Source organism: Salmonella sp. NW38 (assembly GCF_051807745.1).
GTDB lineage: Bacteria > Pseudomonadota > Gammaproteobacteria > Enterobacterales > Enterobacteriaceae > Salmonella > Salmonella enterica.
Genome location: NZ_JAMMTO010000006.1, coordinates 222,753 through 233,903, shown reverse-complemented (window position 1 = coordinate 233,903; position 11,151 = coordinate 222,753). Strand labels below are relative to the sequence as shown.

12 protein-coding genes and 1 other RNA gene are annotated in these 11,151 nt (G+C 50.2%); 8 read left to right on the top strand and 5 right to left on the bottom strand.

The features are described from left to right. Positions 1–73: 73 nt before the first annotated feature. Complete coding sequence (gene acrR, locus NA624_RS12925; protein ID WP_000101755.1) at positions 74–727, bottom strand: multidrug efflux transporter transcriptional repressor AcrR; 654 nt, start codon at positions 725–727, stop codon at positions 74–76. Between the two features lie 141 nt (positions 728–868). Between acrR and acrA the strand changes: the two genes are divergently transcribed. The 6 genes from acrA to NA624_RS12895 all read left to right on the top strand — a co-directional run bounded on the left by acrA (position 869) and on the right by NA624_RS12895 (position 7,668). Beyond that, positions 869–2,062 carry a multidrug efflux RND transporter periplasmic adaptor subunit AcrA gene (gene acrA / locus NA624_RS12920; protein ID WP_001039202.1) on the top strand — a complete coding sequence of 398 codons (1,194 nt, stop codon included), beginning with the start codon at positions 869–871 and terminating at the stop codon, positions 2,060–2,062. A gap of 22 nt (positions 2,063–2,084) precedes the next feature. Next, on the top strand, positions 2,085–5,234 hold the full coding sequence (acrB, locus tag NA624_RS12915; protein WP_001132508.1) for an efflux RND transporter permease AcrB: 3,150 nt from the start codon (positions 2,085–2,087) through the stop codon (positions 5,232–5,234). Positions 5,235–5,729: 495 nt separating this feature from the next. Continuing rightward, entirely contained in the window at positions 5,730–6,104 is a 375-nt protein-coding gene (gene tomB / locus NA624_RS12910) for an Hha toxicity modulator TomB (RefSeq protein ID WP_000344807.1), read from the top strand. A gap of 27 nt (positions 6,105–6,131) precedes the next feature. Next, the gene (locus NA624_RS12905) at positions 6,132–6,350 is read left to right on the top strand and encodes an HHA domain-containing protein (protein WP_001280991.1); all 219 of its coding nucleotides are present in this window, start codon (positions 6,132–6,134) and stop codon (positions 6,348–6,350) included. Between the two features lie 178 nt (positions 6,351–6,528). Next, positions 6,529–7,080 (top strand): maltose O-acetyltransferase, encoded by a 552-nt coding sequence (gene maa / locus NA624_RS12900; RefSeq protein WP_001278791.1) that lies wholly within the window; start codon positions 6,529–6,531, stop codon positions 7,078–7,080. Between the two features lie 117 nt (positions 7,081–7,197). After that, positions 7,198–7,668 (top strand): YlaC family protein, encoded by a 471-nt coding sequence (locus NA624_RS12895; RefSeq protein WP_000136183.1) that lies wholly within the window; start codon positions 7,198–7,200, stop codon positions 7,666–7,668. A 55-nt stretch (positions 7,669–7,723) separates the two neighbouring features. Here the strand turns inward: NA624_RS12895 and ykgO are convergent, their stop codons facing one another. Further along, positions 7,724–7,864: a type B 50S ribosomal protein L36 gene (ykgO, locus tag NA624_RS12890; protein ID WP_001197749.1), complete on the bottom strand. Its 141-nt coding sequence runs from the start codon at positions 7,862–7,864 to the stop codon at positions 7,724–7,726. A gap of 1 nt (position 7,865) precedes the next feature. Next, complete coding sequence (locus NA624_RS12885; protein WP_000801416.1) at positions 7,866–8,129, bottom strand: type B 50S ribosomal protein L31; 264 nt, start codon at positions 8,127–8,129, stop codon at positions 7,866–7,868. Positions 8,130–8,353: 224 nt separating this feature from the next. Between NA624_RS12885 and NA624_RS12880 the strand changes: the two genes are divergently transcribed. Further along, positions 8,354–9,904: an EAL domain-containing protein gene (locus NA624_RS12880; protein ID WP_000213135.1), complete on the top strand. Its 1,551-nt coding sequence runs from the start codon at positions 8,354–8,356 to the stop codon at positions 9,902–9,904. 49 nt (positions 9,905–9,953) lie between these two features. Here the strand turns inward: NA624_RS12880 and ffs are convergent. Continuing rightward, positions 9,954–10,050, bottom strand: an RNA gene (gene ffs / locus NA624_RS12875) — signal recognition particle sRNA small type. Positions 10,051–10,134: 84 nt separating this feature from the next. Here ffs and NA624_RS12870 point away from each other — a divergent pair. Next, positions 10,135–10,524, top strand: a complete 390-nt coding sequence (locus NA624_RS12870) for an MGMT family protein (RefSeq protein WP_000961285.1) — start codon at positions 10,135–10,137, stop codon at positions 10,522–10,524. Positions 10,525–10,556: 32 nt separating this feature from the next. On the opposite strand, the gene NA624_RS12865 is transcribed toward NA624_RS12870, so the two are convergent. Next, positions 10,557–11,126 carry a YbaY family lipoprotein gene (locus NA624_RS12865; RefSeq protein WP_000779802.1) on the bottom strand — a complete coding sequence of 190 codons (570 nt, stop codon included), beginning with the start codon at positions 11,124–11,126 and terminating at the stop codon, positions 10,557–10,559. Positions 11,127–11,151: the final 25 nt, after the last annotated feature.

Here is an 11,151-nt window from a genome sequence, read left to right as displayed (position 1 = left end):
TCGCAAGAATATCACGCCTGTAACAAACAGAATAGCGACACAGAAAATGTCCAGGAGTTTTCCTGGAATATTATCAGGGGGAGCCGTTGACCGTCGACGCGCGCAGCGTCGGACACAATTGATACATCTCCAGCAGGATCGTGACGTAGGCGCGAGCTTCTTTTTTTAAATCAAACGATTGCGGAGCAAATAACCAGTTTTCCATGAGCCCTGAAATAAAGCTGCGCATCAGTATCGCCGCACGACGGGTCAGCAGATTTTCAGGCAGCATTTTAGCATTAATACAATGTTTTAACGTTTGTTCAATCCGATCGTAACTTTCCAGACAAAGGCTACGTTGCGCCTGTTGAACCACAACCATTTCTCCGACAAACTCACATTTATGGAATATAATCTCCATCAATAAGCGGCGTCGTTCTTCTGTTACAGTAGCTTCAAGAATATGGACTAAAATTTCTCTTAATACAGATAGTGGATCGTCGGGGAATTTTGCCTGATACTCAATCTCAAGCTCACCAATATTGGATTCTGATAGCTCCCAGATCTCACTGAATAAATCCGACTTATTTTTGAAATGCCAATAGATTGCGCCGCGCGTCACGCCAGCAGCGTTCGCAATCTCCGCCAGCGAGGTTGCTGATACGCCTTGCTGCGAGAACAAACGCAGGGCCACATCCAGGATGTGTTGTCGTGTCTCCAGCGCTTGTTGTTTGGTTTTTCGTGCCATATGTCGGTGAATTTACAGGCGTTAGATTTACATACATTTATGGATGTATGTACCATAGCACGACGATAATATAAACGCAGCAATGGGTTTAAGGACCTTTGACCATTGACCAATTTGAAATCGGACACTCGAGGTTTACATATGAACAAAAACAGAGGGTTAACGCCTCTGGCGGTCGTTCTGATGCTCTCAGGCAGCTTAGCGCTAACAGGATGTGACGACAAACAGGACCAGCAAGGCGGCCAGCAGATGCCAGAAGTTGGAGTTGTCACACTAAAAACGGAACCACTGCAAATCACAACTGAACTTCCGGGTCGTACCGTTGCTTACCGTATCGCCGAAGTTCGCCCGCAGGTAAGCGGCATTATCCTGAAGCGTAATTTCGTTGAGGGAAGTGATATCGAAGCGGGAGTCTCTCTCTATCAGATTGATCCTGCGACCTACCAGGCGACTTACGACAGCGCTAAGGGCGATCTGGCAAAAGCGCAGGCCGCCGCGAATATCGCTGAACTGACGGTGAAGCGTTATCAAAAGCTGCTGGGTACGCAGTACATCAGTAAGCAGGAATACGATCAGGCGCTGGCTGACGCGCAACAAGCGACTGCCGCCGTTGTCGCAGCAAAAGCCGCCGTTGAAACCGCACGTATCAACCTGGCGTATACCAAAGTCACCTCACCGATTAGCGGTCGTATTGGTAAGTCATCCGTAACGGAAGGCGCGCTGGTACAGAACGGTCAGGCGTCGGCGCTGGCGACAGTGCAGCAGCTGGACCCTATTTATGTCGATGTGACCCAGTCCAGCAATGATTTCCTGCGCCTGAAGCAGGAGCTGGCAAATGGTTCGCTGAAGCAGGAAAACGGCAAAGCGAAGGTCGATCTGGTGACCAGCGACGGTATCAAATTCCCGCAATCCGGTACGCTTGAGTTCTCCGACGTGACCGTTGACCAAACCACCGGATCTATTACTTTGCGCGCCATCTTCCCTAACCCGGATCACACCTTATTGCCAGGAATGTTCGTTCGCGCACGTCTGCAGGAAGGGACAAAACCAACGGCATTACTGGTTCCACAACAGGGCGTTACCCGTACTCCACGCGGCGATGCCACGGTGCTGGTGGTTGGCGCTGATAACAAAGTGGAAACCCGCCAAATCGTCGCAAGCCAGGCGATCGGCGATAAGTGGCTGGTGACTGACGGGTTGAAAGCGGGCGACCGCGTAGTCGTCAGCGGGCTGCAAAAAGTACGTCCTGGCGCACAGGTTAAAGTGCAGGAAATTACCGCGGATAACAAACAGCAAGCCGCAAGCGGTGATCAACCTGCTCAGCCCAGGTCTTAACTTAAACAGGAGCCGTTAAGACATGCCTAATTTCTTTATCGATCGCCCTATATTTGCGTGGGTGATCGCCATCATCATCATGTTGGCAGGGGGGCTCGCGATCCTCAAATTGCCGGTAGCGCAATATCCGACGATTGCGCCACCAGCAGTGACGATCTCCGCAACCTACCCTGGCGCTGATGCGAAAACGGTACAGGATACCGTCACGCAGGTTATCGAACAGAACATGAACGGTATCGATAACCTGATGTATATGTCCTCCAACAGTGACTCCACGGGGACCGTGCAGATCACGCTGACCTTTGAATCCGGTACCGATGCGGACATCGCGCAGGTTCAGGTTCAGAACAAGTTGCAACTGGCAATGCCGTTACTTCCCCAGGAAGTACAGCAACAGGGCGTAAGCGTTGAGAAGTCCTCAAGTAGCTTCCTGATGGTAGTGGGCGTCATTAACACCGACGGCACCATGACCCAGGAGGATATTTCGGATTACGTTGCCGCCAATATGAAAGATCCGATCAGCCGTACCTCTGGGGTGGGCGACGTCCAGCTGTTTGGTTCGCAGTATGCGATGCGTATCTGGATGAATCCGACAGAGCTGACCAAATACCAACTGACGCCGGTCGACGTGATTAACGCGATCAAAGCGCAGAACGCCCAGGTCGCGGCAGGTCAGCTCGGTGGTACGCCGCCGGTAAAAGGCCAGCAGCTTAACGCATCGATTATTGCCCAAACGCGTCTGACCTCAACGGATGAGTTTGGCAAAATCCTGCTGAAGGTGAATCAGGATGGCTCTCAGGTTCGTCTGCGGGATGTAGCGAAAATTGAGCTTGGCGGCGAAAACTACGACGTCATCGCGAAATTTAACGGTCAGCCAGCGTCAGGTCTTGGCATCAAACTGGCTACCGGCGCCAACGCGCTGGATACCGCTACCGCTATTCGCGCCGAACTGAAAAAAATGGAACCGTTCTTCCCGCCAGGGATGAAAATCGTCTACCCGTATGACACCACGCCGTTCGTGAAGATCTCTATTCATGAAGTGGTAAAAACGCTGGTCGAAGCGATTATCCTCGTGTTCCTGGTGATGTACCTGTTCCTGCAGAACTTCCGCGCGACGTTGATTCCGACTATTGCGGTTCCGGTGGTGTTGTTGGGAACCTTTGCCGTGCTTGCGGCATTCGGTTTCTCGATAAACACGCTGACGATGTTCGGGATGGTGCTCGCCATCGGCTTGCTGGTGGATGACGCCATCGTGGTGGTCGAGAACGTCGAACGTGTTATGACGGAAGAAGGCCTTCCGCCGAAGGAAGCGACGCGCAAATCCATGGGCCAGATTCAGGGCGCATTGGTGGGTATCGCGATGGTACTGTCGGCGGTATTTATTCCGATGGCCTTCTTTGGCGGCTCAACCGGGGCAATTTATCGTCAGTTCTCTATCACCATCGTATCGGCGATGGCGCTGTCGGTGCTGGTCGCGCTGATCCTGACGCCCGCGCTGTGCGCGACGATGCTCAAACCCGTCGCCAAAGGCGATCATGGCGAAGGGAAAAAAGGCTTTTTCGGCTGGTTTAACCGCCTGTTTGATAAGAGCACGCATCACTACACCGATAGCGTAGGCAATATTCTGCGCAGCACCGGGCGTTATCTGCTGCTCTATCTCATTATCGTCGTCGGTATGGCTTATCTGTTCGTTCGTCTGCCAAGCTCTTTCTTGCCGGATGAAGACCAGGGCGTATTCCTGACAATGGTCCAGCTCCCCGCCGGCGCGACGCAAGAGCGCACGCAAAAAGTGCTGGATGAGGTCACGGATTACTATCTGAACAAAGAGAAAGCCAACGTTGAATCGGTATTCGCCGTCAACGGCTTCGGTTTTGCAGGGCGCGGTCAGAATACCGGTATTGCATTCGTGTCGTTGAAAGACTGGGCCGATCGTCCAGGCGAAAAAAACAAGGTTGAAGCGATTACCCAGCGGGCAACCGCAGCGTTTTCACAAATTAAAGATGCGATGGTCTTCGCCTTTAACCTGCCGGCGATTGTTGAACTGGGCACCGCAACCGGGTTTGACTTCGAGTTGATTGACCAGGCGGGACTTGGTCATGAAAAACTGACCCAGGCACGTAATCAGTTGTTCGGCGAGGTGGCGAAATATCCTGATCTGCTGGTCGGCGTTCGACCTAACGGTCTGGAAGATACGCCGCAGTTTAAAATCGATATCGACCAGGAAAAAGCTCAGGCGCTGGGCGTGTCTATTAGCGACATTAATACCACGCTGGGCGCAGCATGGGGCGGCAGCTATGTAAACGACTTTATCGATCGCGGTCGTGTGAAGAAAGTTTACGTGATGTCCGAAGCGAAATACCGCATGTTGCCGGATGATATTAACGACTGGTACGTTCGTGGTAGCGATGGTCAGATGGTGCCGTTCTCCGCATTCTCCTCTTCCCGCTGGGAATATGGTTCGCCGCGTCTGGAACGCTATAACGGTCTGCCTTCGATGGAAATTCTGGGTCAGGCGGCGCCAGGCAAGAGTACCGGTGAAGCGATGGCGATGATGGAAGAACTGGCCAGCAAGCTGCCGTCAGGCATTGGGTATGACTGGACCGGGATGTCCTACCAGGAACGGTTGTCCGGCAACCAGGCCCCTGCCCTGTATGCTATCTCGCTGATCGTCGTCTTCCTGTGTCTGGCGGCATTGTATGAGAGCTGGTCTATCCCGTTCTCCGTAATGCTGGTTGTTCCGCTTGGGGTTATCGGCGCGCTGCTGGCCGCGACCTTCCGCGGACTGACTAACGACGTTTACTTCCAGGTGGGCCTGCTCACAACCATTGGGTTGTCGGCGAAGAACGCGATACTTATCGTCGAATTCGCCAAAGACTTAATGGATAAAGAAGGGAAAGGTCTGGTAGAAGCGACGCTGGAGGCTGTCCGGATGCGTTTGCGCCCGATTTTGATGACCTCGTTAGCGTTCATGCTGGGGGTTATGCCGCTGGTTATCAGTTCCGGCGCGGGTTCCGGCGCGCAGAATGCGGTAGGTACTGGCGTACTGGGCGGGATGGTAACGGCAACCGTACTGGCTATTTTCTTCGTACCGGTCTTCTTTGTGGTGGTACGCCGCCGCTTTAGCCGTAAAAGCGAAGATATTGAGCATAGTCATTCGACAGAACATCGCTGATTTGCTCACTGTAGATAAGGCCGCGCAAGCGGCCTTTTTTACGCAAAAATCATAAAATACGCTTATTGTTAGATTGATTATTTTTTGCCATATTAATAAAAGGTATAATCCTTACTGCGTTAAAGGCTTTTCTTAGGAAAGTTGGCCATTTCTTAATTCAGCCATTAATTAAGAAATATTAAGAATATTCCTGGCTATTTTCTCCTGTCAGAGTCTATTGTTTTAGCCTGAAAAGCTAAAAAACGTTAACCCAATGATTACACAAACAATAAAACTGGTTCCTTTTTAGGCGACCGACGATCACTGTTAAAATTCGAAAAAGTATGGCAACACGCGGCTTTCACGCAATTGTAATTTTTCGTAATATGACGATGAAAAGTTTTTTAGAGTAGATTATAGTTAAATCATAAGGTGACGTGGGAAGTACCAGGTTAGTTAGTTGTATCCATCCCGAAGGTGTTCGGTTAGTTTAAGCCACTAAAAAGGGGATGCATTATGGACGAATACTCACCCAAAAGACATGATATAGCACAGCTTAAATTTCTTTGCGAAACCCTGTATCATGACTGTCTTGCAAACCTTGAAGAAAGCAACCATGGCTGGGTTAATGACCCGACCTCAGCAGTCAACCTGCAGCTCAATGAGCTGATAGAACATATTGCAACTTTCGCTCTTAATTATAAAATTAAGTACAATGAAGACAATAAATTGATTGCGCAGATAGATGAATACCTGGACGACACCTTTATGTTGTTCAGCAGCTATGGTATTAATACGCAGGATTTGCAAAAATGGCGTAAATCGGGCAACCGCCTGTTCCGTTGTTTCGTCAACGCCACCAGGGCTAATCCTGTTAGTTTGTCTTGTTAAAAATTATTACAATCATAGGTAGAATTTATGTCTGATAAACCATTAACTAAAACTGATTATTTGATGCGTTTACGGCGCTGTCAGACAATTGACACTCTGGAGCGCGTCATTGAGAAAAATAAATATGAATTGTCCGACAATGAGCTGGCTGTATTTTACTCAGCTGCGGATCACCGTCTTGCAGAATTGACAATGAACAAACTCTACGACAAGATCCCCTCTTCAGTATGGAAATTCATTCGTTAATCACGCTACATTACTTTTTAGAGAACACGCAGGTGTTATCTGCCTCCTCGTTCTGGCTAATAACACAACGGGCTATTATAAAACAGTGATATAGATCACATACCAATAGCAGGGAACGTTCCCTCTAATACTTTATTATTGCTTCTATTGCGATAATATCCACCAAGGGGAGCGCGCGATGAGTGACGAAAAACAAAAAATGATCGCTGGGGCACTGTATTGCCCGACCGATGAAACTTTATGCCAGGATCGACTGCGGGCGCGTCAACTCATCCATCAATACAATTATACTACGCCTGATGAAATAAATAAGCGTCAGGCGATTTTACGCGACCTGTTGGGTCGATGCGAAGACGCCTATATTGAACCTTCCTTTCGTTGCGACTACGGCTATAATATTTTTCTTGGTCACTCCTTTTACGCTAACTTCGACTGCGTCATGCTTGATGTTTGCCCAATTCATATTGGCGATAATTGTATGCTCGCGCCAGGGGTACATATCTATACCGCCACGCACCCGCTGGACGCCGTCGAACGCAACAGCGGCAGAGAATTCGGTAAACCCGTCACTATTGGAAATAACGTCTGGATAGGCGGACGAGCCGTCGTTAATCCTGGCGTAACCATCGGCGATAACGTCGTCGTCGCTTCAGGCGCTGTGGTGACAAAAAACGTACCGCCAGACGTCGTGGTAGGCGGAAACCCGGCGCGAATCATTAAAAAATTGTAGCCAAAATGATAACTGTTATGCTAATTCGGGGCTAATCTGTTACTTTTTTCACGTTACACCTCCCTTTAAAATGGGCTGTTATTACCTCCTATGTCGCAGAAATCATGAAGGCAAAAGATGACAGAGATACAGCGCCTGCTTAGCGAAACTATTGATGACTTAAACGTCCGTGAAAAACGCGATAACAGGCCGCGTTTTAGTATCAGTTTTATCCGCAAGCATCCTGGGTTATTTATCGCGATGTATGCGGCCTGGTTTGCGACGCTGGCGGTCATGCTGCAATCAGAAACGCTGGTGGGGTCAGTGTGGCTGTTAGTGGTGTTATTTATCGCATTTAATGGCTTCTTCTTTTTCGACATCGCCCCGCGTTATCACTATAACGACATCGATGTGCTGGACCTCCGGGTCTGTTACAACGGCGAATGGTACAACACCCGCTTTGTTCCCCCCACGCTCATTGAGACGATTCTTCAGTCTCCACAGGTGGATAATGAACATAAAGTCCAGCTGCAAAAAATGGTTGCCCGTAAGGGCGAACTTTCCTTCTACGATATTTTTACGCTGGCCCGCGCAGAAGCCAGCCGGTAATAAAAAAGTGCGCACCCTCCCTGGTACGCACTGCTTTCCCTGAACTGTTGGTTTTTTAACGTCTTTTTTTACGCCCCTGAACCGCCTTAAAACGCGGATTTGTTTTACAAATCACGTATAAGCGTCCTTTGCGTTTGACTATCTGGCAATCCGGATGCCGTTGTTTTGCATTGCGAAGTGAGTTTAACACCTGCATTTCATTTACCCCTTTTAGCGCCGATAAAATGACCAAAACGTTTCTGGAAGCGTGCGGCGCTACTTTCGCTATCAAACGTTTTCTGTCTACCGGTATAAAAAGGATGCGATTTTGATGACACATCAATAGTGACATACGGATATGTCACGCCGTCCAGTTCGATTTCACGTTCAGTTTTGATAGTTGATCCCACTTTCACATATTCATTTGCGCTGGTGTCGTGAAATACGACGGTGCGGTATACAGGATGAATATCAGGTTTCATTGCGCCCTCTCAATTATGTTATAACATAACAATAAAATACGCTATCAACGCTCCTTTTTCAACCGGTAAACATTCACGATCTCTTCCTGGCGGCAAAAGCAATGTGGCGTAACGCGTTAGTCTGGCCCCTATATCTGTAAAATCGATAAAATAGCTTTATCATTCGAGGGCGCGATTTACGATCGGATATACTTTCTCTACGCTGTGTTTATAAGGACATCACTGTGACAACACGACATCTGGTCAGCCTGGTAACGGGAGTGCTTATCCTGTCTGTCCTTTTCCCGATAGGATTGAGTCTGTGGCTGGCGCACCGTCAAGTTGAAAAAAGGTTTAACGAAGAGCTGGATATCTTCTCGTCCCGGGTGGCGCTACGTACAGAAAGGGTCAGTGACCAGGCAAAAGCCGCGTTAACGCATATTGCCTCCTTTAAAGGCGAGCCCTGCAGCAGCGCCCATTTACTCGCCATGCGCCGCGTGTCTTATAGCTTTCGGTATGTCCAGGAAGTTCTGTATCTTAAAAATTCGATTCCCGTTTGCTCCTCACTTGAAAAAGAGAGCCATATTCCCGCTTTCCCTCCGCCCATGAAAATCACTCGCGACGGTTATCGCGCCTGGTTTACGGCGCAAAACGATCTGGGTATAAAACGCTATATGGCGGCACTCGGGAGCGACAGCTATATCGTGATGATCGACCCGGCGTCCTTTATCGATGTGATTCCGTTTGGCGCATGGCCGATTGACGTCGCTATTATTGGCCGGGAACGCAATACTGTGGTTGCCAGCAGCGGTAACCTTGACCTCGCTATTCTTCCGCTCATTCACCATGAGACGCCCCTGCGGCTGGAAAACCGAGGCATTCAGTATGCTATTCACCCCTTTCCGGAAATGGGCATTACTATCGTAAGCTGGGCACCGACCGCTCCGCTGGAAAGGAGCTGGTATCGACAGGCATTTATCTGGCTACCGGCGGGCATCGTAACGGGTCTGCTGGCTGCGGCCTTTATTCTGCGTATTTTGCGTCGGCTACAGTCGCCCCGCCACCGTCTCCAGGATGCGATAGACAATCGCGAAATTAACGTACACTATCAGCCTATTGTCTCCCTGAGCAGCGGAAAAATTGTCGGTGCCGAAGCTTTAGCTCGCTGGCAACAGGCGGACGGCACCTTCCTTTCGCCGGAAATTTTTATCGCGCTGGCTGAACAAACCGGGCTCACGGAGCCGCTAACCCGGCTAATCATCGAAACCGTTTTTGAAGACATGGGGAGTTGGTTAAAGTCCCATCCCGAACAACATATTTCAATCAATCTTGAGGCATCCGATCTGGCGTCAGAAACGCTGCCGGCGCTGTTAAGCACGCTGCTGAACCGTAGCCAAATTTCTCCGTCGCAAATCGCGCTTGAATTAACAGAACGCGAGTTCGCCGATCCGAAAACCAGCGCGCCAATTGTCGCCAGATACCGTAACGCGGGACATTCAATTTATATTGATGACTTTGGCACCGGCTATTCCAGCCTCAGCTACTTACAAAATCTGGATGTAGATGTCCTTAAAATTGATAAATCTTTTGTCGATGCGCTGGAATATAAAAACGTCACGCCGCATATTATTGAAATGGCGAAAACGCTCAAACTTAAGATGGTCGCAGAAGGCATCGAAACGACCAGGCAAGAACAGTGGCTACGCCAGCATGGCGTACATTATGGTCAGGGCTGGTTATACAGTAAGCCCCTACCCGCTACGGCATTTATTCTTTGGGCGGAACAGCGGCTATAACGTCGCACAGCAGAAAAAAACAGTGTGGAGAGGCACAAATGGGTGGGGGCCCTGCCAGCTACATCCCGGCACACGCGTCATCTGCCTTGGCTGCTTCCTTCCGGACCTGACCTGGTAAACAGAGTAGCGTTGCGGGAGAACCAACAGAGCCCCCATTGAGAGCGTTGTGAACCAACGCGCAGGCGCATTATCACTGCTATATCGTGCAATTGCAACCCATCAGGCATCGGATGCTGGTTTCTTGCGCATCCGGGCTTTCCTCCCCCCTTATTCCAGATTATCCTGAAGCATTAACGCAGGATTCTATTATGGATATTCAGGACACTTTTCCTCAACGCGTCTGGCAAATCGTCGCCTCGATCCCGGAAGGATTTGTCACGACCTACGGTGATGTCGCCCGGCTTGCCGGTTCCCCTCGGGCGGCGCGTCAGGTCGGCGGAGTGTTAAAACGTCTGCCGGAAGGCAGCACTTTACCATGGCATCGGGTGGTGAACCGCCACGGCGCAATATCACTTACCGGGCCGGATCTACAGCGGCAACGTCAGGCATTACTGGCGGAAGGCGTGGTGGTGTCGGGAAGCGGACAAATCGATTTACAACGCTATCGCTGGGTATATTAACCCTCTCCGTAACGGAGAGGGTTGGCGCAGGATTAATACTGGGTAGGCGCAGGAACGGCAGAAGACGGATTGACCTGGGTCGGCGAAGTCGATGGAACCGTCGTCGTCGCACCACCGCTGGCCTGCACAGGCACCGCCGTTTGCTGTACCGGTACCAGCGTCAGATCCGCTTTAGTGCCGCCATTGTTAATCACCGGTTTCACGCTATCGGTAATAAATACCAGCTTATTGTCAACGGTGATGGCCGCGCTCAGGAGAATACGCGCGTTAGGTTGAATATCTGATGGGTTAAACGGCAACACAAAACTGAAAGGCGCCTGTTTACCTTCGGTACGTACCGCTTTTTGCGACAGCACCTTAGACGGCGCATCAGCCAGCGAAGCATCTGAAAGCGTCACGGTCAGCACCGCATCTGGCGGCAGAGCGACCTTCTGGCGGATCCAGACGGTACCGGAAACATTGGGTTGCTGAATAGTAGACTGGTTAGCTGTAATCGACATGTTAGGGTTTGGCGCAGGCGTCTGGATATCAGCGCTTTTATCAGCGCAGGCCGCCAGAGATATCGCAACCGCTAAACCACTTACGATGTGCACGAGTTTCATTCAATTCTCCTTATCATCAATGCAC

Coding starts and splice junctions, on each gene's coding strand:
- acrA (WP_001039202.1), top strand. CDS start 869: ATGAACAAAAACAGAGGGTTAACGCCTCTGGCGGTCGTTCTGATGCTC.
- NA624_RS12865 (WP_000779802.1), bottom strand. CDS start 11,126: ATGAAACTCGTGCACATCGTAAGTGGTTTAGCGGTTGCGATATCTCTG.
- NA624_RS12870 (WP_000961285.1), top strand. CDS start 10,135: ATGCTGGTTTCTTGCGCATCCGGGCTTTCCTCCCCCCTTATTCCAGAT.
- tomB (WP_000344807.1), top strand. CDS start 5,730: ATGGACGAATACTCACCCAAAAGACATGATATAGCACAGCTTAAATTT.
- NA624_RS12885 (WP_000801416.1), bottom strand. CDS start 8,129: ATGAAACCTGATATTCATCCTGTATACCGCACCGTCGTATTTCACGAC.
- NA624_RS12905 (WP_001280991.1), top strand. CDS start 6,132: ATGTCTGATAAACCATTAACTAAAACTGATTATTTGATGCGTTTACGG.
- maa (WP_001278791.1), top strand. CDS start 6,529: ATGAGTGACGAAAAACAAAAAATGATCGCTGGGGCACTGTATTGCCCG.
- ykgO (WP_001197749.1), bottom strand. CDS start 7,864: ATGCAGGTGTTAAACTCACTTCGCAATGCAAAACAACGGCATCCGGAT.
- NA624_RS12895 (WP_000136183.1), top strand. CDS start 7,198: ATGACAGAGATACAGCGCCTGCTTAGCGAAACTATTGATGACTTAAAC.
- acrB (WP_001132508.1), top strand. CDS start 2,085: ATGCCTAATTTCTTTATCGATCGCCCTATATTTGCGTGGGTGATCGCC.
- acrR (WP_000101755.1), bottom strand. CDS start 727: ATGGCACGAAAAACCAAACAACAAGCGCTGGAGACACGACAACACATC.